Source organism: Candidatus Saganbacteria bacterium (assembly GCA_016223245.1).
In the GTDB taxonomy this organism is placed as follows: Bacteria; Margulisbacteria; WOR-1; order XYC2-FULL-46-14; family XYC2-FULL-37-10; genus JACRPL01.
The window spans coordinates 19,342-44,319 of record JACRPL010000004.1 but is presented as its reverse complement, the minus strand read 5'-3'; the positions used below and the strand labels follow the sequence as shown (position 1 = coordinate 44,319).

The following is a 24,978-nucleotide window of genomic DNA, read 5'->3' as shown; positions in this document are numbered from 1 at the left end:
ATATACATCATTTGCTTATGAGTTTAAATTGCTCAATCCTGTGGTTGCCGGAATCTACGACATAAATCTCGCCATTTGAGCCAAGCGAAATTCCCGCGGGCCCATTGAATTCCCCGCTTTTGTAACCTCGACTGCCATAAGCTAATATATATCGTCCTTTTTTGTCGAAGATTTCAATCCGATTATTCCCAAAATCGGCCACATATATATATTTATTATCAACTGCGATACCCCGGGGCCTGTCGAATTCGGAAGCCCCGCGACCGGCGCTCCCGAATGAAAAGACAGGTTTACCGAAAATATCCAATTTTTGTATCCTGTTGTTTCCCGTATCCACGACATAAATATCGCGGTTTAAGTCGACAGCAACATCAGCGGGCAAATCAAAAAATCCGGCTCCAAATCCAAAGCCTCCGACTGTTTCTATGAAATTGCCGCTGCCGTCGAATTTTTGGATCCGGTCGTTGCCGGAATCTGCTACATATAATATGCCGGTGCTGTCGATCGCGATCCCCGCGGGCCTGATGAATTGTCCATTCTGTTTTCCATAGCTTCCGAATTGCAGCAGCGGGTTGCCTCTTATGTCAAATTTCTGTATCCTATGGTTTTCTTGGTCCACGACATATACATAATGATTGAAGTCGACGACAATGCCTGTCGGAGTATTAAACTGTGAAGCGCTAAAACCGAACTTCCCAAACTGGTAGGCATAGGTTCCGTTGCTGTCGAGCCTTTGTACTCTGTTATTGCCGGTATCGGCCACAAAAATGTTGCCAAGGCCCGTTGTAATGTCTCCGATCGTTGCCACATAAACGTCTTGAGGAAAATAAAACTGGGCATCGCCGGAGCCCGGGAAGCCAAATTCTTGGACATATATGATAGATATATCTTTTGCCTCAAGAGTGGATTCGATCTGCGGCGCAGTCCCCATAGCATGTGCGCATGAGGTTGAAAATAGAAGAAAAAATAGGATATAAAGCCGAAGCTTCATACATTAATAATAGCATATTTATTGCTCTTGACATAGGGCAAGTCTAGTGTAGAATATATACAAAATTCAATCGGGGGGGGATAATATGAAAAAGTTTCTTTGTTTAGTGTTTTCGATGTTAATCGGGTTCGTTTTGGCGTCTTCGGTTCATGCTGCGGGAACGGTTACGTTATTATTGAACGGGTCGCCAGCCCCGTCAAGTTTCAAGAGCTCGGATATACAATCCCTTCAGGCAAAGATCACTCTTCCAAAAAAACTTGGCGCCTACAAATTCGATCAGGCTAGCGTATTCTTAACGCTTTCCCATCTTGACATAAAGGGTTCAATATATTATGACAGGCCAGACCTTCCGGATAATTGGAAGGATTCAAATACAATAACCGTGGATCTTTTACAGGATATAAAAGATCCATATGGCGGAAGTTTTGGAAGAAAAGATTTCGTGGATGTTCCGATGAAGCAGAAGCTGGATAAAATTACAGCCGATGTTCAATTAAAGATATTCAAGAAAACAGGCGAGAAATATAATACATATTGGGATAAAACGAATTCAAGTTGGCAAACAGAAACAATCCCTATATGGAACGCGGGAACTGTTCTCGCCCAATCTCCAAAATATACAGTTATTGAAGGAAAGTTGACTTCCGTTTCTGACTCAAAAGGGAATCTTACCATCGCATTTCCAGATGATTCGTGGAGCGGCAATGATGAGAAAGTTAGCGGAGGATATGGCGAAAGAAGGCAGTATTTTTCAGCTTACGTGTACGGAAAAATTGACGGGCGCGATGTGACCGTGCAGGCCTTTCTCCTTGATGCTTCAAAGTTTACAGATTACCCCAACCTGTATGATGCGATAAAAGATGATATAAATCAGGCATATGACGGCGCTATTGGCTACGACGAAAGAAAAAACCTGGACCAAAGGCTTGATCTTGGATGGTCATATTTTGTTGGTGGAGGGGGTGGTAGAGGCAACCCTGCCTACTTTGGAGCTGTAGGAGAAGGGATCGATCCTACTCAATTCAGGGTAATCTGGCAAGCGGCAAATATTGCAGGCATTTCAGGCGAAAAGGCACAGCTTCCATTATCTCGAGATGGTTTTTCTTTGCCAATATATGTTGCCCAAAAAGGGGGTTACATAGTTATTGCTTATGGGATTTATGATAAGTCATATGAAGATAAAAACTCCGGCCAAACAAAAAAGCTCTCCGCGGATGAAAAAGCAAAGATTGACGGAGTTATTGATACTATCGTAGCAGGAATAAAGATCAACAAGTAATTTTAGTAGATTGAGACTAGTTAGGAACCTGCGAGTGAACCCTGCCTGCCGGTAGGCACGGCTCGCGGTTCCTAAAATCCACGAGGAAACCGCGACGCTTGTCCCGATTCCCACATCGGGATTTAGTCGCTGGTTTCCGAGTTGCTAACTGGTCTCAGATTCTCTAAAAGGGATCCGATGCAATATCGGGTTCCTTTTTTATGCGAATAATTCTCTGATTTTTTGCGGGACATCGCGGCTTTTGAGCAAGCTTTCTCCAATTAAAACCGCGGAGAAACCAGCGGACTTAAGCTCATCTATTTGAGATCTGGAATTTATGCCGCTTTCGGAAACCAATACTTTTGACCTTAATTCCGGATATTTTGATACTAGATTGAATGACGTATTGAAATCCACCTCAAGGGTGTCCAGATCGCGGTTGTTTATCCCAATAATCCTTGGATCGGCCGAAAGGGCTTTTTCAACATCTTTTTCATCATGGACCTCGACTAAAGATGACAGCTTGTAGGATGCGCTTTTTTCAAGGAACATCTTGAGCTGATTCGCATCTAATATCCGCGCAATAAGAAGAACCGCATCTGACCCAGCCATTCTCGATTCGAGTATCTGGGCTTCATCGATAATGAAATCCTTGCGTAAAACCGGGATCGAAAGAGTTTCTTTTATATTTTTCAGGTAGGCGAGCATGCCCTGGAAGAATTTTGCGTCAGTTATTACCGATACAGCAGCTGCTCCGGATTTCTTATATGTTTCAGCGATCTTGATCGGGTCGAAATCTTCGACTATAACGCCCGAAGACGGGGAAGCTTTCTTCACTTCAGCGATAAGGTTGATCTTGTCCTTTCTTATTGCGGGCTCAAAATCGAGCAATGGCGGGAACAGGTCTTCTATATTTGGGAGCTTAATGAACCTGTTGAGCTGGTCCTTCAATACCGCAACTTCGCCTTTTTTATTTTCTATGATTTCATCGAGTATCATTAGCATATTATATCAGAAAAACGATATAATAGAGGTATGTCAAATTTTCACAACCCCGTAATGCCAATAGTGACAATAGAATCCCTCAATTTAAAAAAAGGCGGGACTTACGTCGATTGCACCCTCGGCGGGGGAGGGCACGCCGAGAATGTCAAATGTCAAATGTCAAATGTCAAATTGATCGGAATAGATCAAGATAACGAGGCTTTAGCAGAGGCACACAGAAACTTAGAAACAAAGGAACATAGCGACATTGAATATGTTCACGGAAATTTCTCTGATATTGGAAAACTTATCAATAAGCCCGTTGACGGCTTTTTATTCGATCTAGGCATATCTTCCCATCAGATAAACGAGGAATCTCGGGGATTTAGCATCAGATCTGACGCGCCTCTCGATATGCGCATGGATAAAGGCTCACAGCTTACGGCTTACAGCGTCGTGAACGGGTACTCGAAAGAAGAACTTACGCGTATTTTTTTTGAATATGGGGAAGAGAGGTTTTCTAAGAGGGTAAGCAATGCGATATGGCAGACGCGTGACGCGAACCCGATTAAAACCACTTTTCAGCTAAAAGATATCATCGAAAAAGCTATCCCTACCTGGAAGAAGCGGGAATCCGTCACTCGAATATTCCAAGCACTAAGAATAGAAGTCAACCATGAGCTTGAAAGTTTGAAGAAGGGGTTTTCTGCTGCTGTCGAAAAGCTTAATCCTGGCGGCAGGATCGTCGTTATTTCATACCATTCACTCGAAGACAGGATCGTTAAATGGTTTTTCCGGGATCTCCACAAAAATGGTATACTTAAGATAATCACTAAGAAGCCGATATTGCCGAGCGAAGAAGAAATATTGGCAAATCCCAGGGCGAGAAGTGCAAAATTACGATGCGCAGAAAAAACATGATCTATTTTTATATGGGCGGCATTTTACTTTCTTTTGTATTGCTGCACCTCTATATTTTTACGCAAAGCGTCGCGCTGAAATACGAGGTGACCAATTTGAAATTAAAATATAAGGAAATGAAAAGCGACTTTAGGGATTTGTCGTACATATTGGCGCAAAAAGAAGCCCTGCCCAAGATCGAACAATTGGCGTCAAAGATCGGCATGGCTTATCCCGAGCGCGTGAATTATATTATTTTATCGACGGAGGCGAAATAAATGATGGTTCGCGTAAGGTTTGCCCCAAGCCCGACAGGCCATCTGCATGTGGGCGGCGCACGAACCGCCCTTTTTAACTGGCTTTTTGCTCGGCATAATAAAGGGAAATTCATCCTTCGAATAGAAGATACAGACCAAACAAGATCAACAGGCGAGGCCGTTAAAGCGATATATGATGGGCTTGAGTGGCTTGGGCTTGATTGGGACGAGGGGCCAAAAGCCGACGGCGATTTTGGGCCGTATCTTCAAACCGAAAGGCTGGAAATATATAAAGAGTATATCAATAAACTTATCTCCGAAAAGAAAGCCTATTATTGTTTTTGTACTGCCGATGAGCTAGCCAAAAAAAGAGAAGAGACCGAAGCTAGGAAAGAGGCTCCAAAATACGATAATAATTGCCGAAAACTAACCGACGTTGATGTTGCCAAAAACTTATCGGAAAATAAGCCGTGTGTTGTGAGATTCCGGATGCCGCAGGGGGAGAAGACGGAGGTTCACGATCTTGTTCGCGGAAAGATCTCATTTGATAATGATGTCCTCGATGATTTCGTAATACTAAAATCCGACGGGTTTCCAACTTACAATTTCGCCGCGGTTATCGACGATCATCTTATGGAAATAACGCATGTCATCCGCGGAGACGACCATCTTTCAAATACCCCGCGGCAAATGCTTTTATACCAGGCTTTTAGTTTTGAGCCGCCCAAATTCGCCCACATATCGATGATCTTGGGAGAAGATAAGACAAGGCTCTCAAAACGCCATGGCGCGACATCCGTCATCGCCTACAGGGATATGGGATATCTTCCGGAAGCGGTTATTAATTATCTTGCAAAGCTAGGGTGGGGGTATAAAGACGAAGAAGTATTCACAAGAGATCAATTGATCGAAAAATTCGACCTGGACCATGTGACCAAGAGCTCGGCAGTGTTCAATATGGAGAAATTAAATTGGCTGAATGGACATTATATTCGGACAGCTTTGCCTGAACGGATTGTCGACCTGTGCGAACCTCTGCTTATTGATGCTTTTGGCGTTAAAGATCTAGCATATATGACAAAAGTTGTAACAATATTCCTCGATAGGATAAAAATAATACCCGAAATTGTCCCTTTGACCGGATACTTTTTCACCGAGAATTGGGATTTTGAAATTAAAGCGCTTGAATATCTTAAAGCCGAAAATGCCTGCGAGGTGTTGGGTAAATTGAAAGCTGTTCTTGAAAAAATCGAACCGTTTACAAAGCCGGAAATAGAAATTGCCTTCAAACAATTGGCAAAAGATCTAAATGTTCAACTTGGTATTGTTATTCATCCTGCCCGCGCGGCACTGACCGGAAGGGTAGAATCGCCGGGGATCTACGATGTTGTTGAGGTATTAGGCAAAGAAAAAGTAATAGCGAGATTGACCAGGGCAGTTAAACTATAAGTAAGATGCTGGAATTATTGTCAAAACAACAGCTTTTCCCATAAAGGGAGAAAACTTATTTTTTGGCCGCCTTTTGTTATTTCTTTTTTCTCATCCCAGGTTATGATTGTTAGCTTTTCAGCCTTTAGTTCTTGGCCCGCTTCGAGTAGCGCCTTTATTTCCCGCTCTCTGGTACTCGAACTATTCAATTCATATGCAACCTGGATCAACTCTATTACCTCATCCCCTTTTTTTAATACAAAATCAATTTCGCGGCCATTTCTAGTCTTATAATAGAACAGCTCTCGATTGGGCTCAAATCCTTTTCTTACCAGTTCAATAAACAGCATGTTCTCAAATAATTTTCCATTGTCCGGAGAATGCTGGATCGCTTTTGCGCTTATAAATCCATTATCTACCGTATAAGTTTTTTTTGGCGACTTTAGCCTTTCCCCGGCTTTGTATGAATAGCGATGCAATAAGAATATTAAATAAGCTTCGATCAGGTAGCTTACATATTTTTCCAATGTAACACCACTTTTAAAGCCTAATGCGGCGGTTAATTTTCGGAGGCTATATTGGTTACCTACATTACTTATCAAATACGAACCCAGGGCATCTATTTGATCTGAAAACCTGACTTTATGCCTTTTGACCACATCTTTGAAAAGCAATGAATCAAAAAGAACCGATAAATATTCTTTTGGATCAAGATCTTTAACGGCTATTTCAGGATAGCCTCCGCTTAAAAGATATTGTCCCAATAAATTCAAGAAGAGGCCTTTTTTTTCCGGGAGGAATTTATTGTCTTGCGGAACTTCAAATTGCTTGGCGTGCAGGTATTCTTTAAGGTCGAAAGGAAGTATCTCTATAGGAATATGCCTGCCTGTGAGGGCAGAAGACAACTCTTTGCTTAACAGGTTTGCATTTGAGCCGGTTAATACCATGTTGTAACCTTCCCGATGCAAGCGGCTGACAAATAATTCCCATTTGGGAAGGTTTTGTATTTCGTCAAACAGGAGATATTTTGTTTTTCCGTAAGCGGCATACAGCTCCTGCAGCAGCTCATCATAGTTGAAATTGTTTCCCGAAACAGCCTCATCATCGAAATTAAAATAGGAGAAAGGATGGCTTTTTAAAAGCATTAATGAAAACACGGATTTTCCGGCACGGCGCGGGCCCAATACGACTTTTATAAGATCGGAATCGAGCCACTTCCGGGCTTCATTCATTTTAGTTCTTTCGATGTATGAAAGAGATAAAAGCCTTTCTTTTTCTTGTTTTTGCTTTAAAATTGCGTTTTTTATCATTTTTTATCTTATATTGTTCAAAAAGTGCCTTTTCTGCACATTATATATAGTATACTGTGCAAAAATCAGAAAGTCAACAACTTTGGGGGCGGAGCGCAAGTTAGATTAAGGCATAATTAGAACTGGGGTTTTCGGCTCAACTTTTGCGTAGAGATACTTTATGACCCTGTTTTCCACCGCAACGCAGCCTCTTGTATCGTCCTTTTTTGTGACAAACTCAAAATCGGGATCTTTTTTTTCGTTCGCTTCAAGATAGGATCTTAATCTTGTTTGCGCGCTGTGGATCCCGTACGCCCCCGGATAACTAAAGTGCAAAAATAGGATATATCTGCTATTTGGGTTCTTGTCATCAATGAACATTTCACCTTCAGGTGTTTTATAATATTTGCTCGCTAATGAAACTTTGACCGGGAATGTGATCTTAAAGCCATTCCAGTTGTCATTTGTGACAATGTCTCCATTTTTACAATAATAGAGCAAATGGTCCTTTTTGCTGACGACAATAACATCCTTGTCATTATATTTTCCGGCGAATTCAAGAACTTTTTGTTTTAGGTACAATAGGCGTACGCTCTCATAGCTTGGGGTCTCGATATTGTAAAAATATCCGAAAATACCACCAAAAATGCTAGATGCTATCATAAGGAATACGAGGAACCGCAAATTTATTCGCTGGTTCGTTGAGAATGAGTTTCTGTTTTCCATAAATATTTATCGGATTAAATCGACGTAGATTTCACGCTTAGAGCAATAAATTGAGGCCGAGAGAAGTTAGTTCTTCTTTATCAAGGCGTTTCCATTCGCCTTCTTTGAGTTTTTCGAGTGTTATTTTGTCGATACGAACCCTTTTAAGCTTTGAGACTACATTATTCACAGCCCTAAGCATTCTTCTAATTTGTCTATTCTTGCCTTCGCGGATGATTATTTTGAAAGTATTTCTTCCGGTTTTTTTAATATCGGCGGGAAGCGTTCTGCCTTCAACCAAATTGATCCCATTACGCATTGTTTGTATCTGTCCGTCCGATAATGTGAATTCTGCTTCAACCTCATATTCTTTTTCATGTTCATAGCGTGGATGGGATAGCTCTAAAGCCAGATCCCCATCGTTTGTTAGTAGAAGAAGACCGCTTGAATCCTTATCGAGCCGTCCAATCGGATAAACTCTTTTTTTTATTCCTTTGAGCAGGTCGAATATCGTTGCGCCTTCAAAACTTCTGCAGGATGTTATATATCCTGCGGGCTTGTTGAGTTTGATATATAACTTTTTATTGGGTTTCTCGATCCTTTTTCCGTGGTATTCAACAGCATCTTTTTCCGGATCGATCTTTGTCCCAAGTTCTGTAACAACTTTTCCGTTAACTTTGACTTTGCCCTTGACTATGAGTTCTTCACATGAGCGGCGTGATGCAATGCCCGAATTGGCTAAGAATTTTTGAAGGCGTTCCATGTTATTTTGATAAATATCCTATTAGCTTATATATCAACTTCGCAACGGTGAAATCGGGAGCGGGCATCCCTTTGATCGGCATGAGTTCCACAAAATCGGCTCCAACAATATTCTTTTGTGTGCAGACTTCTTTTAGAATATCCAAGATCTCGTACCAAAATAGGCCGCCGGGCTCCGGCGTTCCCGTTGATGGCATGATGGACGGGTCAAGCACGTCGACATCGAAAGTAATATATACGTTTTTAGATAGCTGAGAGATTATTTTTTTCACGACATCCAAATGCTGTGCGAGATGGATATTTGCAATTTGGTTTTCTTTTTTTGCGAAAAGCCACTCTTCTTCCGATATGTTCCTAATTCCAGCCTGGACAAGAGGACACAACTCTATAACGCGCCTCATGGCGCTTGCGTGGCTTAATTTGCTGCCTTTGTACGAGTCTCGCAGATCAGCATGGGCATCAAATTGTAGGACTGATAAGTCTTTATATTTTTCTTTGGCAGCTTTAACGGCAAATGAGGTTAAAGAATGTTCTCCGCCGAGAATTATTGGAATTTTGTTATCGGAAATAAGCGCGGAAATTTTTTCCCCCAGATTTGCGATAGATGTATATTTTATAGTATGGATACCTGACTTTTTAGATGGGTCAAATTCCAGTTCCTCATCGAAGTTTTCGACATTTTGGGATGCTGTAAGGATTGCGTTCGGTCCGTTCTTGGTACCTTTTCCGTAAGATGTCGTTTTCTCATGAGGGCAGGGAATTATTACAAATTTTGAATTGTTATATTCCGAAGATCCCTTGTCAATTTCTAAGAATTTTTTCATCGTGGGCCTTTGCGGAAAACAGCGTGGTCATAAAGGAGACGGCATGGTCGGTGTCAAAATCCCTCGAAGAGAATATATCGACAAATGCGTGTTTTTTTCCCGGGAAAGTATGGATGGTTATATGTGAATCGACCAAGAGCACGATCCCTGTGATGCCATGTTCCTGCGGGTTGTTCCCATTGAACTTAAAGACATAAGGCGGCATAAGCTTTTTATTCCCGATCTTTTCGGAAAACACATCAAGCGATTCGGTTATCATAGCCGGATCTGATAATTTTGCTTCATCGCAGTCGTAGCAATCTATTATCATATGCAGGCCGAGATTTTGGTCGATCTTTCCGGTTACCATCAAATTAATTCTAATTGTAACGGGTGATTTGTCAAGCTGTAATATTTCTGTTAAAATCAGTAAAAGCTATGTATACCAACCTTCCGGACAAAAAAGGCTATTTTGGAAAATTCGGCGGACGCTTTGTTCCCGAAACCCTGGTCGCGGCTTTGGACGAATTAACTTTCGCTTACGAAAAATATAAGGACCAAGATGAATTCAAGAACGATCTTGAATATTATCTTGAGCATTTCGTGGGGCGGCCAACTCCTCTATATTTTGCAAAGCGATTGACCGAAGAGCTCGGCGGCGGGGAAATTTACCTAAAAAGGGAAGATCTTTGCCATACAGGCTCTCATAAACTAAATAATGTGATCGGCCAGCTGCTTTTGGCAAAACGGATGGGGAAGAAGCGGATAATCGCCGAAACAGGCGCTGGCCAGCATGGAGTTGCGACGGCGACAGGAGCCGCGCTTTTTAAAATGGAATGCGTCGTTTATATGGGCGAAGAAGATATTAGGCGCCAAGCATTAAATGTATTTCGCATGAAACTTCTCGGCGCAAAAGTTATTTCGGTTTCTTCCGGCAGCAAAACCTTAAAAGATGCGATCAACGAAGCATTGAGAGATTGGATGGCACAATCACTGAATACATTTTACTGCTTAGGATCAGCTGTCGGGCCGCATCCATATCCTACGATCGTGCGAGATTTTCAATCCGTCATTGGGAAAGAAGCCAAAGGGCAGCATTTCGAAATGGAAAAGAAAGAGCCTGATTACTTGGTTGCATGTACAGGCGGCGGATCAAATTCCATCGGCCTATTTTTCCCATTTCTAAACGACCCTGAAGTTAAGATAATAGGCGTTGAAGCCGAAGGCGCCGCTTCACTCTGCAAGGGAACCATTGGCGTATTGCATGGCGCTCGCACATATGTCCTTCAATCCAAGTCAGGCCAGATATTTGATACTCATTCAATTTCGGCAGGGCTAGATTACTCGGCTGTTGGCCCAGAGCATAGTTATTTAAAAGATATCGGTCGTGTTGAATATGTGACAGAGAATGACAAAGATGCTCTTTGGGGCTTTAAGACGCTATCTAGGACTGAAGGGATCATCCCGGCTCTTGAATCGTCCCATGCGATCGCATATTTGCGGAAATTAGCTCCGAAACTTGATAGATCAAGATCAATTATTGTTTGCTTATCCGGAAGAGGAGATAAAGATGTCGAAAATATCGGAAGCATTTAAGCTTCGTAAAGCTCTTATCCCTTTTATTACGGCAGGGGACCCAAATTTAGAAGTTACCGAAAAGCTTGTGTATGATCTTGAATTAGCCGGTGCGGATATCATCGAACTTGGCATTCCATTTTCGGATCCACTGGCTGATGGGCCTGTCATTCAAGCATCGCACCTAAGGGCCTTAAAAAGTAATACTTCGATATCCGATGTTTTCGATCTAGTAAAAAAGCTTCGTAAAAAAACGCGGATCCCTTTAGTTTTCATGTTGAGCGAGAACATTATTGAAAGATATGGGGCGGACAAATTCTATTCAGATTGTGGGAAGTTCGGAGTTGATGGCGTGATTGTGCCGGATGAGGATCAGGGAGTAGCAGGGATTAAGAGGGAGAGGCGAGGAGGAGCAGGGATTGATAGGATTAGGCTCATTGCTCCGACGACGAAAGAAGAACGCATCAAAGAGATCGCTGACGCTTCTTCCGGATTTATTTACTTGGTTTCAGTCGCAGGTGTGACCGGAAAAAGGGCAAGCGTTTCTCACGATCTGAAAGATATCGTTTCTAATATTAGAAAATATACCGACAAGCCAATTGCGATCGGTTTTGGGATAGGGAATCCTATTCAGGCGAAAGAAGCGGCGCAAATTGCGGACGGCGTGATAGTAGGGTCGGCTATCGTTAATTTGATCGGCCAAAAGAATTACAAAGGCGCCAAACTATTGGTTTCTAAAATGAGAAAGGCATTAAATGCTATCTAGGATAATTTATAGGATACAGCAGTTCCTTTTTTCAATGTCAGCGCGCATGCACGATCGCGATACGGCGTTTGCTAGGCAATATCTTGATATCAAAGAATCTGCTTTGTTCTTTAGCCTCCCGCCATTCGAACAAAAACACGCAGTCGTTGTCGCCGAAAAGATGGCGGGGTTTGCCAAAGGAATGAAAAGCGTCGACCAGAGAAAGCTTATAAGGCTTGGGCTGCTTCATGATATTGGAAAGGCCGCGGTCAGGCTTTCAATTTTCGACAAAACTATTCTTGTGGTTTTGCATCGGGCGATACCGCCGCTTTATAATTTCTTGGCACAGAAGGGCGAACCGGAAAATGCGAGCAGATCTTTTAGGAAATATTATGTCCACAAGCATCACGGCATGATAGGGGCTAAGATGCTCGAAAGAATTGGCGAAAATCAGGATATAATAAGAGAAGTCGCAGACCATGATACGCGTAAAATAAAAGGCGATGTTTATATGGACCTTCTTGATCGAGCGGATAGCACGTATTAAATGACAAATTTCAAATGAAACACGAAAAATATACAAAAGAACATTCATTAAGCGGATTGCAGGTGAAACTGCCGCCTATCCAAACATTTCCCAACCACTTCAAGAAATACGAGATCGAGATCAATATGCCGGAATTTACTTCTATTTGCCCAAAAACAGGGCTTCCGGATTTTGGTAAAATTATTATCCATTACATGCCCAAAAAATCATGTATCGAGCTCAAATCTTTTAAAATGTATCTTCTTGGCTATCGAAATCTTGGGATATTTAATGAGAATGTCGTAAATAGGATACTAGATGATGTTGTGTCCGCTTGCAATCCCGAATGGGCAGAAGTATTGGGCGAATTTACGGCACGCGGAGGATTGAGCACTACGGTTATAGCGAGATTTCCTAGAAAATAGTTTAGTAAGCCGCGTTGATCTTGCTTCTGAATTCTTCTGCCGCAGATCTAGGATTGTCACTAAAAATCACATTTCTTGAAACATTGATAATTGCTCTTCTTCCACCAAATTTTACGGATTGTTCCAAACTCCCACCCTGTGCGCCGACACCGGGAATGAGAATCGGCATATCTCCGACGATCTTTTTAATTTCTTTCAATTCGTCGGGTTTTGTGGCCCCAACGACCAATCCGCAATTGCCGTAATGATTCCATTCTTTAACATGTTTTGCGACGGAAATATATAGCGGTTCGCGATCGCCGACTTTTTGGAAGTCAGATACGCCGATATTGCTCGTTAAGCAAAGGACAAAGATGCCTTTGTTGTGGTAATTTAAAAATGGCTCGATAGAATCGTGGCCCATGTACGGATTAACCGTGACAGCATCAGCCTTATAGACTTCGAATACGGCTTTCGCGTACGCCGCGGCCGTGTGGCCAACGTCCCCGCGTTTTGCGTCCAATATAACTGGGATCTCTTTTTCTTGAATATAATCGATCGTACTCATCAGCGCTTCCATGCCATATATGCCATAAGCCTCATAAAATGCGATGTTGGGCTTGTATGCGCAAACAAGGTCATGGGTTGCGTCGATCACTTTTTTGTTGAATTCAAATATGGGGTCTTCCTGCGCTAAAATATCCTTATCTATCTTTGAAAGGTCGATATCGAGGCCGATACATAATTGGCCTTTGTTTTTTTGTGAAGTCAGGTCCAGCTGTTGTACAAACTTCATTTTAGGCCTTATTCTTCGGGGTCTTGTTCTGTAATTTCCGGCGCGAATTCCAGGTCGCGTTCTGCTTTTGTTTTTTCTTTTTGCGCAAGCACCTCGCCGATAGTGATCTTGCTTTCTTCTTTCTTCTGTTCTTCTGCCAGTTCTTTTTCTTTCGATAATTGAACTTCTTTGATGGATAATCCAATCTTTTGCTCGTCCGGGATAATGCGCAATATGTGCGCCTCGACTACGTCCCCGGGCTTAACCGCTTTATCGGGCGAATCGATCTTGTCTTTTGAAAGCTCTGAAATATGTATCAGCCCTTCGAGGCCTTCCTCGAGCTCGACAAAAGCGCCGAATTTTGCCAAACGCAGGACCTTCACTTTTACTACCTGTCCCGCCTTGTATTTTTCAAGTACAGTCGCCCAGGGGTCTGACTGGAGCTCTTTTAAACCGAGCGATATCCTGTTGTGCGCGCGGTCGATCCCAAGCACAAAAACATCAAGCTCTTGCCCGACTTTTAATACGTCGCTTGGGTGTTTTACCCTCTTCCATGAAAGTTCGGTCAGGTGGATAAGCCCTTCGACCCCGCCTAGGTCGACAAAAGCCCCGAAGCTCTTGATGCTTTTGACAATTCCGCGACGGACCTGCCCGGCTTCAAGCTCGTCAAAAATCTTATGGGCCTCACTGCGCTTGCTTTCGCTTACGCCGAACTTATGGGACAGGATGACTTTGCTTTGTCTGCGGTTTAATTCAATGATCTTTGCTGGGATCATCTTGCCGACAAAACTTTCGAGCGATTCAGAAGGCTCTTTTAGAACTTGCGAGGCCGGGATGAAGCCCCTGATCCCCTGGAAATCGACAACAAGCCCGCCTTTAACCGCGCCAGTTACTTTTGCCTGGAGGACCGATTTGTCCCTAAAGGCTTCGTTTACTTCTTCCCATGTAATCTCGAAATCTGCGCTCTTTTTCGATAGGACCACATATCCTTCTTTGTTTTCAAGATTTTCGATCATGACGCGAACAGAGTCCCCGACCTTGAGCGGGATTGTGATCTCTTCGTTTGGCACGAATCCGTCAGATTTGTAGCCTATGTCAACTAGAACGCCTGATTGGTTCATGGTTGAAACAACGCCAGTGACAATAGCCCCGACTTTAAAATCCTTAAATGTCCCCTCGTACTCATCCTGCGATGGGACTGGTTTTTTTGCGTCAAGGCGCGATGGCTTCATTGGAGTCGCTTTTAGGGCGGGTTCTTCTGATCTTTTTTGTACCGGCTTCTTTTCTTCAAGTTCTTTTAGGGCTCCGGCTATCAGTGCATCGACATCATATTCGCCCGAGGCGCCTTTGCCCGAATTAAATGAAGTTGCTCCAAGTTCTTCTGCCATAATTCATGTATTTTAGCATAATATCACTCCTTCGGCAATTCCCTAAAAGCAACGTCGTCAAAATAGGCTGTGCCTTCATTAGGGGCGCCGTAGTCGCCGATGCGGCAAATTATACTTAATATTTTTTGGTTCCTGCTTGTTTTTCCCGTTGTTTCAACGTATTTCCAGTCATTGTCTCCTGTGATTGGCTGCGTTCTAAGAGATGTCCCTTCCAGCATTAGATAAGCGCCGGCCCCCTTATTTTGAATGCTTTTTGTTTTGATCCAGCCGGAAAGCTTATAATAAGCACTAGGCTTAACATTAATTCCCTGGAATAATCGGGAATCGGCCAAGCCTTTGTGGGTGATTTTTAAGGAATACTTGCCAGAAACATTTGTCGACCGATCAGCTTCAAATAAACGTATTGTTTTTTCGTCTTGCCAACCTTCTGTTTGCCAGTCTTTGGCCTGGTTCCCTATAATGTCCTCAAAATCGCCGTTTTTTATAAGATTAGGCTGTTGGGCTGAAAATTCTTTCGCTTCTCTCTTGAGTTCATTGTATTCTTGGATATGTTTTCCAAACCGGACCGGATCATTTTCCAAGAATAGGTCTTTATCGGATATGATATAAGGACTGCCATTTTTCGGAATTAACAATAATTTTAAGTTGTATCTTCTTGTCCCGTTGTTCATGTATTTGATCGCATATTTATGGAATCCCTGGCTTAGATGAGCGGTATTTCTTATGAATTTATTATCTATTTCAATTTGGGATGGCGCGTCGCTTGAAAGATTGATCTGATATTCATTTGTCTCGGGTATGAACAGATATCCGAATATTTCTAGGCTGATCCCGTTATATGTCGGGATCAATTCTCCCAGGAGGTCTTTTAGCTCAAGTCCAGAATCGGGAAAGAAAAGAGTTGGAATGATGCCTTTTGTTTTTGAGTTTAGGATATAATTTGCGCCTAAATACGAGCTCTTTTTATAGCCTCTGTCTCTTTTTAATATGATCACGTCTCCTTCATTATATATTTGTTTGTAATAATTGCTTTTAGCGAGGAATCCTATCACTTGTTTTTCTTCTTCGGAATGATTGCCTAAAGCCAAAGCGATATAGTCTGCATGCTCGACATTTGGGCGTGGATCCTTATCCCAAAATGCTTCCATGAATGGATTCGGGAAAATATATATTTCTTTCCTGTGGCTTAGATGTGAAAATAGGGAGTATGATGCGGAAACGGGGCTATCCTTGGGGATCAATTTTAACCCGTCAAATCTATCGAGCGCTCCGACAGATCGCGAGCCGTTAAGCCTGTCGGCTATAATCGCAAAATGTTTATTTACGGGAAATCCGCTCAATTTGTTGCTTTGAATGTAACTGTTGAGGAAAAACATTGCCCCGATGAATATCATTGCCCAAGCCCTAGTCTTTGCGGATTTGAATTTGAATGCAGTTATTAGCGAGAGGCTCTCGATCAAAGCAAAGAAAAATACTACCGTTATCACATAATTATAATGATAATTGATCGAAGTGAAATATCCGCTGTTGCTCAACACGTTTAATGCAAATTCAGGCAATGCCATTATGAGGATTTGCGAACTAAACAGAGGAATATATAAAATTGGCCCAAATAAATTTCCCAAGTATCCCGCTATTTGGGGATTAAAAAAACTGCTCCAATAATAAGAAAAATTGAATAAATTATTTGCATATCCCCCGAACCAATGGGAATAGACGAGCGGTTTTGAAGTCGAAAATAAGCCAACATGGTTTGAAAGTGGCATAATAACCCTGAAACACAATAAGAACCATGCTATCCCTGCGCCTAAAGCGATAAAGCCCTCTTTTGCCCTGCCTTTTTTAAAGAGCAATAGGTAGAGGCCCATGAAGGCAACGACTAGTCCCATTTCTTCCTTGCCAAACATTGATAGAACCGCGAAAATAAAGAAATATTTGAAATTCTCGGTTAACATGAAATATATCGCCAAAGTTAAAAAGAATACGACCAAGACTTCTGGATGAAAGTTTTCTAAATTCATATTCTGTAGGGCTGGATACAGTAAAAACGATAAACCGACGACAAGCGCAAGAAATGGATTCTTAAGTTTTGTTTTGGCATATTTGAACAACGGAATTGCCGAAACAGCCAGCAGCACGGTTTGGGCGACATAAAGAATATGGATGCTAGGCCATAGCCAAAAAAGAGGCGCAAGAAAGATACAATAACCTGATACATGGATGCCAAAAAGCAGTGTCCCGCCAAGCGTACAATAGGGTGACATGAATCGGCTTAATAGCCAGATGCCCTGGTCATAGACGCCAGCATCGTGGGCGCCAAAAGAAAAGTTCTCATGGGTGAAGATCGAGAACAAGGAGAATGCGGCTATATAATAGGCTATTGAAAACAATAATAAATAGAAGGGAACATCGTTGAGATCGATATTTTTGAACAGGTTCCCTGCGCAGCTGAAAAATCTTTTGTAATTATCCAGAGTGCTTTTAACGGTAGGGCCTTCTTTTTCCATCAAAACCCGACTTTCCCGCTTACGATATAAAGAGGCCTCTGCTTTGTTTCATCATAAACCCTACTCAAATATTCCCCTAAAATCCCAAGGAAGATAAGCTGTATCCCGCCGATGAATAATACAGCCACAAGCACTGACGTCCAACCTGCGATCGCTTGGTCCGTAAAAAGTTTAATATAGATCGCGTAAAGGATATATATAAAGCTTAAAAACGCGATCGCTAGCCCAAAATACATCGATAATTTTAATGGAAAAGTTGAAAATGAAGTAATCCCGTCCACTGCAAAAGCGAACATGCGCCCAATGCTGTATTTTGTTTTGCCCGCAAACCTTCGGTCCGCCTTATATTCTATTGATTCCTGCTTAAATCCAATCCATCCTACAAGCCCGCGCAGGAAACGCGACCGCTCTTTGATGGTTTTTAGGGCTTCGACGGCTTTCCTGTCGATCAATCGATAATCGGCCGCGTTTGCCGGCAGGTTGATCTTTGCGGTCTTTTTCATGACCCAGTAAAAAATGTTCGCCGTGATGTTTTTGAGGCAGCCTGCGCCTTTTGTCTCTATTCTTATTGTGTTTACGATCTCTGTTCCGCTCTGCCATTTTTTTATAAGTTCCGGTATCAATTCGGGCGGGTGTTGGAGGTCGGCATCGATTGTGATCACCGCATCGCCCTTAGCAAAATCAAGGCCGGCCGATAGGGCGGCCATATGTCCAAAATTCTTTGAGAAGCTGATCGCTCTAACCATGGGATCCTTATTATTAAGTTCTTTGATCAGTTCAAGCGAAGCGTCTGTCGACCCGTCGTCGACCATGATAATTTCGTGTGCAATATCCTTTAGGGCTAATTTAAGCCTGTTATAAAATTCGACAATGCTTTCTTCTTCGTTATATATGGGGACGATAACCGATATTTTAGGATTTTCTTGCATTTATAAAGCTAATTATAACAGAAAAAAGAATGATTGATAACCCAATAAGGCTTAGGGCCTCGCCAACGTAATTGAATGCCGTTTTTCCAAAATATAATCTGACATGGTCTTTATTCGGATAAACCAGCATAAAAGAAGGGGATACAAGATATATCTTGTCGGCCCCCTCGACTTTCCAGTTGGGATGATATGAAACTTTGATCATATGAGGATATCCTGTGAGATTTGTCGTAAAATCGATCTCCTCGGCCTTAAGTTCTTCCTTGATGATCGGCTTAGGGGACTTGATCGGATTTGTTATAAGCCTTGACAGGTCGACTGCTTTGTATTTGAATCTGTCTTTGTCTTTCATTGACGGATACTTTAAATAGACCAGGGGAATGTTCAAATTATTCGCATCTATGAACCATTCAAAAAAATCTTTTTTCCAATTTGACGTCTCAAGAAGGATGGGTTCATTTTTTAGAGGAACAACGTAATGGCCATCGCTATTTGCCAGCCTGTATATTTCATAATCATCGAATGTCTTTTCGAGCTTTAATCCCGGGGTTGATCTGGCTTGAAGTTTTGCTTCGGGGCTTCTTGCAATATATTGCGTTACATTATATAGGGCAAGATGTTCCATTGCCGCAGGCAGATTTAAATTGCTGTATTTGTATTGCGGGAAAGGGGTAGAGCAGACTTTGGATATCTCGGATTGAATATAAAAAACAAATGGAGAGCTTATTGATGACTGCATATAAAGGCCTTCAAGAGTGTTTCTTTTGGCAAAATAGGGTAGGTTTTCAAATGCCCGCTCCGTCCCAAACGAATTGTTGAGGGGGGAGTGTTCATAAACTACACGGCCGGCATATGTTTGTGATAAGTGCGCATTGATATTTGAAAATAATTGCCACGACGCCTTCTGTTCAAATCCCTCATAGTTCCATTTCACCCAGTTCTTAATATATGCGGTGTTGGCGGCTGTCCAAAGTATTACGATAAGAAAAACAATCATCGGAAGCATTTCTTTTGACCTGACCTGGCCAAGAAATATGAGTGGAAAAGTTGCCGCAAAAGCCAATAAGAACAATTGGATAAATGGCACAAACCTAATATCAAGCAGGCCGATCGACGGGCTTATTTGATAAAGCAAAAAACATGCCGCGACCAAATAGGCGAAATACCAGGTCCTTCTGTCGAAAATATTCATAAAGAGCGAAATTACGCCTAAGATGACAAGGGGCATCATTATTATTGGAAGCACTTCTAGGATCGAATTTATGCGCCACCTATCGACATATTCGGTCACGAACGGAAGCGTGCTAATAAACGGTAGGAACCAAAAGGATAGCAAGAGGCCGCCCAAAGAATATATCTTGAATAAATATTTAAAATTATTTAAGAACATTTTCTTTGTGAAGATAAAAAACGATGAGATGACAAATGAAAATATCAATGTGAACCCATGGCTGAATCCCAGCAGAAAAATAAGCAGAGCATTGATGATGATGTTTTTGTTGTTATTTATCCCATAGTAGATCGAGCCAATAAATAGGACCATGAGCGCTAGGCTTAAACTATATGAGAATTCGCCTGCCAGCGTGCTTGGGATATTTCCTCCCCACATGGAGTTTGATTCGTTGAATAAAAATATTATCGAAAAGACGGCTCCGATCGAGGGGATAGGGAAGGGGTATTTCATGAGCCTAAGCGTAAAATATGTACAGATCGGCAATAATAAAGTCCCAAGAATTGTTATAAGTTTAAATGATATTTGCATAGGGATCACATAGCTTAATAGCGCAATAGATATAAATGGGAGAGGGAAATAATGGTAAAAAAGAGGGAAGCCGGAATAATTCCCCTGCATCCAGCCCATTATTTTTCCATGAGGGAATAAAACTTCTTTCAAGTAGACCGCAGTTGGGTAATGGGAGCCCATATCCCCGCCGGTTGTTGTGGTTAATGAAAATATATATCGGAGATCCAAATATGAGAAGATGAATATTAAAGAAAATGCCAATATTATGAGGTCTATTAAGTTATTTCTTTTCACTTTTGAAAAATGGAAGCCATTGCAGGGACAAGAATATTATTGCCAATGAAATCAGCACAAGCATAAGAGTATTGGTCCCGATCCCCGCAATTGTTCTTGTTTCGGAAATAATGACCGTCCCCGGAGTTATTGCCGTTTTATGCGCATCATTGCTGTCGTATTCCGATATTGCAACTACTTGGTAGGAGCTTCCCGAAAGCGCCGAAAAATTCCTGACTTTATATGATAAGGAGACCTCTGCTTTGCCGTTAATTATTGTCTCTTGCGGATTGTTTTGGGTATCCAGCTCCCGCGGAGCAAAAAGCGTTGTCTTGGCTTTTATTGGGATGTCAGACATGTTCTTTAGGTCGACCTTGAATTCACCTTCTTTCCAAAAGCTTGCGCTGTGGGATTTCCCGAATACATCGCTTATGACCGAAGGGGAATTGATATTTACTGTTTGGGCCGACAGTGCCGAAAAGGGGTATTGGTTGGCATCGGTATAATGCAATATCAGTATCACAGGATATTGGCCGGGGCTTAAAACTCCTGTTCTTATTGGCGCATCATAAACTATCTTTTCATTGACCTTTAATTCCTGTTTTTTTTCGGATATAGTTCTCTTGCCCATAAAAAAAAATTCCGCCTGGACATTATGGGCGGATTCGTCCCCTTTGTTTTGTGATCGAACATTGACTAAAAGCATGTTGTTCTCAAAGGATACCGTTGTTGTCGTGTTCAAGCTGATATAAGAGGCAAAAGAAAATGATTGTAGAAAAAACATCAATAGAAGCATCACGGGGAAATATTTCTTTGGCATAAAAAAATTATACTATATATATTGCGGTTTCACAAACAATAAGGGCCCTGATATTTCTTCAGGGCCCTATAATTAAAATAATTAAACTAAAATGCGTCCGGCGGCGCGCTTATGATCCTTAATGCTTTTAACAGGCTTGTCGTAGTGGTTGCGCTAAAAATATTGGTAAATATCGTTTTTACCGTAACATTATTATCGACTGCATCTGTTAAAGCGGTATCAAATAAAGCAAGCCTTGCTTGGATCTCCGCTGCGGTCGGCCTATGCCCAAGCGTTGTTCCGTTCCAGAATTGCTCGCCCATGTAATACGCGGATGAAGCATTTGAGAACCTGTTTGAAAATACAACCTGCATTGTTGACCCCATGGCGGTGAAAACAGTCCCGGCATCGGCTGTCGAAAAGAATGTCTGCATGAAATACATCATTATCCTGTTGCCTTTGAAAGTCAACATGATCACTTCTTTTGAAACTCCCGACTGGTCGGTCGCAGAGGGAAAAAGGTAAGCGTCAAAAAACGCGGTACGAAGATAAGACCCGATATCGCCGCTTATGCCGCTGCCGTCTGTAACATATGCATTGAGTCTGTTGACTATTGTTTCTTTTGTGGCAAGAAATTGCAAATATATTACAGGTTGCGCGATCGCAAAGCTTGATTTTGTCGCCGTAGAAACATCTGCAAGGGTTTTAGCGGCGGCATGCTGTGAAAGAAATAGCGAGACGATCTTTGCTCCTTTCATTCGGCGTTTTGATTCCTCAAACCCTGCGTCGCCAGTAAATGACCCCGATTCGCTCATTTTATTTTCAAATTGCTTGTCTTTCATGGCTTTAAGATCTGACAATTGCTGTGCTGTTAGACCAAGTGAAGTAGCATATGTGAGCATTTCAGCCTCCATGGAAGAAGACGCGAGGTCTATGAGCGCCTTGTTCGGAGGTGTTTTTGTCGCATGAGCCGACTGCATGATCGGCTCTAAATAGGTCTTGAACAATTGGATGCCTTTCTGTCTTAATTGTGAAAGGATGGTAGAACTGATCCCTAGCCCTGCACCAATGCTTGATTCCGCGGTTTCGGCGTTGTACGAAGCATCTCCGGCTGCGGCAGTTTTTGTCGAATCCCAGTCTTTTACCGCGTCATCAGAATATTTATTACCAACGCCTCCAGTATAATCGAAACTCTTTGGATCGCTGCCCTTTTTGAAAGCAGTTCGGGTTATTAATGATTTTTTATATCCGCCCGGGTTGCAGGCAGGGGCATAGTTTGTAACTCCGGCTTCTGGGCTTATTGCAGGAATGACGGCTCCAAGCGTTGTCCCATCGGATAATGATATTTCAACCATAAGATTTGCCGCAAGGCCGGAAGTTGCCGTAGTGCTTGCAAGAGAGGTCACGGGGACATTGACCGAATAGCTCCCATCGGCGGCGCAAGTGCCGGTACCGGCTAAAGCGATCTCGTCAGTTCCGGATGATCCGGTATATATTTTCACGGCTGCGCCCGTTAGGGATGCAGCCGAACTTCTTATGTTTGACACGGAAAGGCTGGTTGTACTTGTTGCCGCTGTTCCTGCAATAACTGTTTCGAGTCCCATTGTAGTTGTGGTCGTGCTTGATGTCGTTGTAGTAGTTGTAGTAGTAGTTGTAGTAGTAGTTGCAGCGATTGTTGTTGTTGTGGCCGATGATGTGGTCTGGCCGCAACCTGCCACTAACGCGGCAAATCCCAATGACCAAATCCCAATGACCAAATATAATCCAATCACGCGCAATTCGCCACACATCACTCTATTCATTTTTTTCATGATTCCCTCCCGATTTAATATTATACAGCATTATATGCTCCAAAATATATTTGTCAATACATAATTTATGGTATAATCACGCCATGATTTTTGCCGCGGTTGTTTTTATTGCAATTGAAGCGTATTTATTTTCATATGTCTTAATTCCTTATATAAAATACGATCAGTTCTTGTTTTGGGATGCGATAGGGCATTATTTTGCCGCTTGGTTTTTAAGGACATACTCATTCCCCGATCCTTTCGGATGGAACCCGTTCTTTTTCTGCGGATACCCCCAGGATACATATTATGCCCCCATATACCATTATATAATTGCATTATTTAGTTTCCCTTTGGGGCTTGATCTTGCGTTTAAATTTGCAACAGTTGCTTCAATAGCAATTTTGCCTTTCTGTTTATTTTACCTTGCACGAAAATTTAAGTTTGATCCTGATGAATCCGCGGTAATTACATTCTTGGCCATGATCCCGGTTTGCGGCCTTTCGCTTGCATGCGGCGGGACGCTTTTTTCCCAATTCATAGTTGGTCTTGGGACAAACGCGCTGGGCCTTCCGATCTTTCTGGTTTATTTCGGCAAACTTAAAGAGCAAATTGAAAAATTGGGGAAAGGAGAAATTGAAAGAATTTCTAAAATTGATTTCGCCATGCTTTCCCTGCTTGCCGCTTCAATAGTATTGACCCATTTTGTGGTAACTTTTGCCGCAATCCTGGCCGGCCTACTATTAACCGCTAATAACCTTAGCAAGAAAGTCATAGCGTTCGCGTTGAAGCATTCCGCGATTACGTTCCTGCTTTCGAGTTTTTTCTTTGTTCCGCTTATCGCGTATTCCGGTTTGTCGATAAATAGCAGTACTATTTTATCAATGGGTTTCTTTTTGACGATACCCATGTTCTTATTGATGGTCCTCGGCGGTGCCGCAAGCATATTGGATGCCGATACAAGGTTTGATAAGTCTTATTTTATGCTTCTTGCATCTTTTGGCGTACTCCTTTTCATAGATTTCGGGCAGGTAGGCCTTCCGATGCACGCATACCGTTTTGTTCTATTTTTTATGATCTTTGGCATGATGCTTCCTGTAAAGCTTTTGTTCAATAGTATAAAGGATGTAAACATCAAGATCGGGTTTGTTGCGGCGTTCGCGGTCTTAATGGTTTGGCAATTTTCAATTCTGCTTAATAATAATCCAAGGATCGAGATAAATTATAACCACCTATTTTCTTATCAAAAAGCCCAGGTCCCGTTCCTTGAAAAATTCGGCCTCGAGAAACTCAATGGAAGGCTCATGCTCTTGGAAGGCTCATACCCTCTTACGCCAAGGGCGATGTCGCATTTAATATCGCTAAAAACCGGCAATTTTACGCTAAAGGGGCTTTTTGGCGATCTTGGGAATGTTCCTTATCTTGAGGCTCTGCAGGCAAAAATGCTGGGCCTTTTTTCTTTCCCGAACGATCCGTCAAAGAAATTGGAGTTGTTTTGGCGACTTCAAAATATCAACAAATTGTTCAATTTGTTCAATATTAATTTCTTGTTGAGCGAATATTCCATAAATAACGCTCAATTGGTAAAAAGGGTCGCAGTACGGAGCGATAAGCCCGATTTCTATTTATACAGCACGGGCTCAAGCGAGCTCGTAGAGAAGATAATGGAGAAGCCATTATTTACCGAAGAAAATTGGGGCAATTCGGTCAAGGCCTGGGCCGAAGGGATCGACCCAAAGATCCTAGTAAAGGCCAAAACCCTTCCCCCAAACCTTGCGGGCAAGAACGATTCAATTCAAATTATCGAGAACAGCATTTCTCCCGCCCGGTTGAGATTTAATATCTTGTCGGATAAAGAGATCCCTGTTCTGATAAAAATTTCATATTTCCCAAGATGGAAAGCTTATAAAAATGGGCGGCAGATAAAAATATATCAAGTTGCGCCCTCTCTGATGCTGATCTATGGCAAGGGCGAAATAAGATTGTCATATGAAAAGACATTTATTGATTACTTGGGTATTGTGTTCTCGATCATTGGGATTTTTTGGATTATTAAAGAACTTGGTCCCGGCAAAAAAACATATTGACATTTGTAAACAATGAGATACACTATTCGGTAGTGCCAGACCTTGGCAAAAGAAGGAGT

At 42.2% G+C, this 24,978-nt stretch carries 23 protein-coding genes; 9 read left to right on the top strand and 14 right to left on the bottom strand.

What is annotated here, in order from left to right:
* Positions 1–7: 7 nt before the first annotated feature.
* Positions 8–991, bottom strand: coding sequence for a 6-bladed beta-propeller (locus HZC34_01160; protein MBI5700439.1), 984 nt, complete (start codon positions 989–991; stop codon positions 8–10).
* 85 nt (positions 992–1,076) lie between these two features.
* Between HZC34_01160 and HZC34_01155 the strand changes: the two genes are divergently transcribed.
* Positions 1,077–2,270, top strand: a complete 1,194-nt coding sequence (locus tag HZC34_01155) for a hypothetical protein (protein MBI5700438.1) — start codon at positions 1,077–1,079, stop codon at positions 2,268–2,270.
* A 198-nt stretch (positions 2,271–2,468) separates the two neighbouring features.
* On the opposite strand, the gene trpC is transcribed toward HZC34_01155, so the two are convergent.
* Positions 2,469–3,248 carry an indole-3-glycerol phosphate synthase TrpC gene (trpC, locus tag HZC34_01150; protein ID MBI5700437.1) on the bottom strand — a complete coding sequence of 260 codons (780 nt, stop codon included), beginning with the start codon at positions 3,246–3,248 and terminating at the stop codon, positions 2,469–2,471.
* A gap of 36 nt (positions 3,249–3,284) precedes the next feature.
* On the opposite strand from trpC, the gene rsmH reads away from it, so the two are divergent.
* From rsmH to HZC34_01135, 3 genes are read left to right on the top strand one after another with little or no spacing between them, the layout of a single operon-like run.
* Positions 3,285–4,154, top strand: coding sequence for a 16S rRNA (cytosine(1402)-N(4))-methyltransferase RsmH (gene rsmH, locus HZC34_01145; protein ID MBI5700436.1), 870 nt, complete (start codon positions 3,285–3,287; stop codon positions 4,152–4,154).
* Positions 4,151–4,411 carry a hypothetical protein gene (locus HZC34_01140; protein MBI5700435.1) on the top strand — a complete coding sequence of 87 codons (261 nt, stop codon included), beginning with the start codon at positions 4,151–4,153 and terminating at the stop codon, positions 4,409–4,411. Before rsmH ends, HZC34_01140 begins: the two co-directional genes overlap by 4 nt.
* Positions 4,412–5,839, top strand: coding sequence for a glutamate--tRNA ligase (locus tag HZC34_01135; GenBank protein MBI5700434.1), 1,428 nt, complete (start codon positions 4,412–4,414; stop codon positions 5,837–5,839).
* Between the two features lie 20 nt (positions 5,840–5,859).
* On the opposite strand, the gene HZC34_01130 is transcribed toward HZC34_01135, so the two are convergent.
* The 5 genes from HZC34_01130 to HZC34_01110 form a co-directional block, all read right to left on the bottom strand.
* A complete protein-coding gene (locus HZC34_01130) occupies positions 5,860–7,128 on the bottom strand; it encodes an ATP-binding protein (GenBank protein MBI5700433.1) in 1,269 nt (422 codons plus the stop codon).
* A gap of 105 nt (positions 7,129–7,233) precedes the next feature.
* Positions 7,234–7,770 carry a L,D-transpeptidase gene (locus HZC34_01125; protein ID MBI5700432.1) on the bottom strand — a complete coding sequence of 179 codons (537 nt, stop codon included), beginning with the start codon at positions 7,768–7,770 and terminating at the stop codon, positions 7,234–7,236.
* Between the two features lie 100 nt (positions 7,771–7,870).
* Positions 7,871–8,575: an rRNA pseudouridine synthase gene (locus tag HZC34_01120; GenBank protein ID MBI5700431.1), complete on the bottom strand. Its 705-nt coding sequence runs from the start codon at positions 8,573–8,575 to the stop codon at positions 7,871–7,873.
* A gap of 1 nt (position 8,576) precedes the next feature.
* Complete coding sequence (gene speB / locus HZC34_01115) at positions 8,577–9,398, bottom strand: agmatinase (protein MBI5700430.1); 822 nt, start codon at positions 9,396–9,398, stop codon at positions 8,577–8,579.
* The gene (locus HZC34_01110) at positions 9,376–9,747 is read right to left on the bottom strand and encodes an S-adenosylmethionine decarboxylase (GenBank protein MBI5700429.1); all 372 of its coding nucleotides are present in this window, start codon (positions 9,745–9,747) and stop codon (positions 9,376–9,378) included. The genes speB and HZC34_01110 overlap by 23 nt, the downstream gene beginning before the upstream one ends.
* A 68-nt stretch (positions 9,748–9,815) precedes the next feature.
* Here HZC34_01110 and trpB point away from each other — a divergent pair, with 68 nt between their 5' ends.
* From trpB to queF, 4 genes are read left to right on the top strand one after another with little or no spacing between them, the layout of a single operon-like run.
* On the top strand, positions 9,816–10,973 hold the full coding sequence (gene trpB / locus HZC34_01105; GenBank protein MBI5700428.1) for a tryptophan synthase subunit beta: 1,158 nt from the start codon (positions 9,816–9,818) through the stop codon (positions 10,971–10,973).
* The gene (locus HZC34_01100; protein MBI5700427.1) at positions 10,948–11,718 is read left to right on the top strand and encodes a tryptophan synthase subunit alpha; all 771 of its coding nucleotides are present in this window, start codon (positions 10,948–10,950) and stop codon (positions 11,716–11,718) included. Before trpB ends, HZC34_01100 begins: the two co-directional genes overlap by 26 nt.
* Complete coding sequence (locus HZC34_01095) at positions 11,708–12,244, top strand: HDIG domain-containing protein (GenBank protein ID MBI5700426.1); 537 nt, start codon at positions 11,708–11,710, stop codon at positions 12,242–12,244. Before HZC34_01100 ends, HZC34_01095 begins: the two co-directional genes overlap by 11 nt.
* 14 nt (positions 12,245–12,258) lie before the next feature.
* Positions 12,259–12,648 carry an NADPH-dependent 7-cyano-7-deazaguanine reductase QueF gene (gene queF / locus HZC34_01090; protein ID MBI5700425.1) on the top strand — a complete coding sequence of 130 codons (390 nt, stop codon included), beginning with the start codon at positions 12,259–12,261 and terminating at the stop codon, positions 12,646–12,648.
* Between the two features lies 1 nt (position 12,649).
* On the opposite strand, the gene pyrF is transcribed toward queF, so the two are convergent.
* From pyrF to HZC34_01055, 7 genes are all read right to left on the bottom strand, one after another.
* The gene (pyrF, locus tag HZC34_01085; protein MBI5700424.1) at positions 12,650–13,423 is read right to left on the bottom strand and encodes an orotidine-5'-phosphate decarboxylase; all 774 of its coding nucleotides are present in this window, start codon (positions 13,421–13,423) and stop codon (positions 12,650–12,652) included.
* 8 nt (positions 13,424–13,431) lie between these two features.
* Positions 13,432–14,790, bottom strand: a complete 1,359-nt coding sequence (locus HZC34_01080) for a S1 RNA-binding domain-containing protein (protein MBI5700423.1) — start codon at positions 14,788–14,790, stop codon at positions 13,432–13,434.
* Positions 14,791–14,813: 23 nt separating this feature from the next.
* Positions 14,814–17,297, bottom strand: a complete 2,484-nt coding sequence (locus HZC34_01075) for a DUF2079 domain-containing protein (GenBank protein MBI5700422.1) — start codon at positions 17,295–17,297, stop codon at positions 14,814–14,816.
* Positions 17,297–18,226 (bottom strand): glycosyltransferase family 2 protein, encoded by a 930-nt coding sequence (locus HZC34_01070; GenBank protein ID MBI5700421.1) that lies wholly within the window; start codon positions 18,224–18,226, stop codon positions 17,297–17,299. The genes HZC34_01075 and HZC34_01070 overlap by 1 nt, the downstream gene beginning before the upstream one ends.
* The gene (locus HZC34_01065) at positions 18,210–20,150 is read right to left on the bottom strand and encodes a hypothetical protein (GenBank protein ID MBI5700420.1); all 1,941 of its coding nucleotides are present in this window, start codon (positions 20,148–20,150) and stop codon (positions 18,210–18,212) included. Before HZC34_01065 ends, HZC34_01070 begins: the two co-directional genes overlap by 17 nt.
* Positions 20,151–20,250: 100 nt before the next feature.
* Positions 20,251–21,063: a hypothetical protein gene (locus HZC34_01060; protein ID MBI5700419.1), complete on the bottom strand. Its 813-nt coding sequence runs from the start codon at positions 21,061–21,063 to the stop codon at positions 20,251–20,253.
* 86 nt (positions 21,064–21,149) lie between these two features.
* Entirely contained in the window at positions 21,150–22,853 is a 1,704-nt protein-coding gene (locus tag HZC34_01055) for a hypothetical protein (protein MBI5700418.1), read from the bottom strand.
* 83 nt (positions 22,854–22,936) lie between these two features.
* Between HZC34_01055 and HZC34_01050 the strand changes: the two genes are divergently transcribed.
* Entirely contained in the window at positions 22,937–24,919 is a 1,983-nt protein-coding gene (locus HZC34_01050) for a hypothetical protein (GenBank protein MBI5700417.1), read from the top strand.
* Positions 24,920–24,978: the final 59 nt, after the last annotated feature.

What these genes read in the sequence shown, in the direction of transcription:
- HZC34_01160 (MBI5700439.1), bottom strand. Translation starts at nt 991, where the DNA reads ATGAAGCTTCGGCTTTATATCCTATTTTTTCTTCTATTTTCAACCTCA.
- HZC34_01155 (MBI5700438.1), top strand. Translation starts at nt 1,077, where the DNA reads ATGAAAAAGTTTCTTTGTTTAGTGTTTTCGATGTTAATCGGGTTCGTT.
- trpC (MBI5700437.1), bottom strand. Translation starts at nt 3,248, where the DNA reads ATGATACTCGATGAAATCATAGAAAATAAAAAAGGCGAAGTTGCGGTA.
- rsmH (MBI5700436.1), top strand. Translation starts at nt 3,285, where the DNA reads ATGTCAAATTTTCACAACCCCGTAATGCCAATAGTGACAATAGAATCC.
- HZC34_01140 (MBI5700435.1), top strand. Translation starts at nt 4,151, where the DNA reads ATGATCTATTTTTATATGGGCGGCATTTTACTTTCTTTTGTATTGCTG.
- HZC34_01135 (MBI5700434.1), top strand. Translation starts at nt 4,412, where the DNA reads ATGATGGTTCGCGTAAGGTTTGCCCCAAGCCCGACAGGCCATCTGCAT.
- HZC34_01130 (MBI5700433.1), bottom strand. Translation starts at nt 7,128, where the DNA reads ATGATAAAAAACGCAATTTTAAAGCAAAAACAAGAAAAAGAAAGGCTT.
- HZC34_01125 (MBI5700432.1), bottom strand. Translation starts at nt 7,770, where the DNA reads ATGATAGCATCTAGCATTTTTGGTGGTATTTTCGGATATTTTTACAAT.
- HZC34_01120 (MBI5700431.1), bottom strand. Translation starts at nt 8,575, where the DNA reads ATGGAACGCCTTCAAAAATTCTTAGCCAATTCGGGCATTGCATCACGC.
- speB (MBI5700430.1), bottom strand. Translation starts at nt 9,398, where the DNA reads ATGAAAAAATTCTTAGAAATTGACAAGGGATCTTCGGAATATAACAAT.
- HZC34_01110 (MBI5700429.1), bottom strand. Translation starts at nt 9,747, where the DNA reads ATGGTAACCGGAAAGATCGACCAAAATCTCGGCCTGCATATGATAATA.
- trpB (MBI5700428.1), top strand. Translation starts at nt 9,816, where the DNA reads ATGTATACCAACCTTCCGGACAAAAAAGGCTATTTTGGAAAATTCGGC.
- HZC34_01100 (MBI5700427.1), top strand. Translation starts at nt 10,948, where the DNA reads ATGTCGAAAATATCGGAAGCATTTAAGCTTCGTAAAGCTCTTATCCCT.
- HZC34_01095 (MBI5700426.1), top strand. Translation starts at nt 11,708, where the DNA reads ATGCTATCTAGGATAATTTATAGGATACAGCAGTTCCTTTTTTCAATG.
- queF (MBI5700425.1), top strand. Translation starts at nt 12,259, where the DNA reads ATGAAACACGAAAAATATACAAAAGAACATTCATTAAGCGGATTGCAG.
- pyrF (MBI5700424.1), bottom strand. Translation starts at nt 13,423, where the DNA reads ATGAAGTTTGTACAACAGCTGGACCTGACTTCACAAAAAAACAAAGGC.
- HZC34_01080 (MBI5700423.1), bottom strand. Translation starts at nt 14,790, where the DNA reads ATGGCAGAAGAACTTGGAGCAACTTCATTTAATTCGGGCAAAGGCGCC.
- HZC34_01075 (MBI5700422.1), bottom strand. Translation starts at nt 17,297, where the DNA reads ATGGAAAAAGAAGGCCCTACCGTTAAAAGCACTCTGGATAATTACAAA.
- HZC34_01070 (MBI5700421.1), bottom strand. Translation starts at nt 18,226, where the DNA reads ATGCAAGAAAATCCTAAAATATCGGTTATCGTCCCCATATATAACGAA.
- HZC34_01065 (MBI5700420.1), bottom strand. Translation starts at nt 20,150, where the DNA reads ATGGGCTCCCATTACCCAACTGCGGTCTACTTGAAAGAAGTTTTATTC.
- HZC34_01060 (MBI5700419.1), bottom strand. Translation starts at nt 21,063, where the DNA reads ATGCCAAAGAAATATTTCCCCGTGATGCTTCTATTGATGTTTTTTCTA.
- HZC34_01055 (MBI5700418.1), bottom strand. Translation starts at nt 22,853, where the DNA reads ATGAAAAAAATGAATAGAGTGATGTGTGGCGAATTGCGCGTGATTGGA.
- HZC34_01050 (MBI5700417.1), top strand. Translation starts at nt 22,937, where the DNA reads ATGATTTTTGCCGCGGTTGTTTTTATTGCAATTGAAGCGTATTTATTT.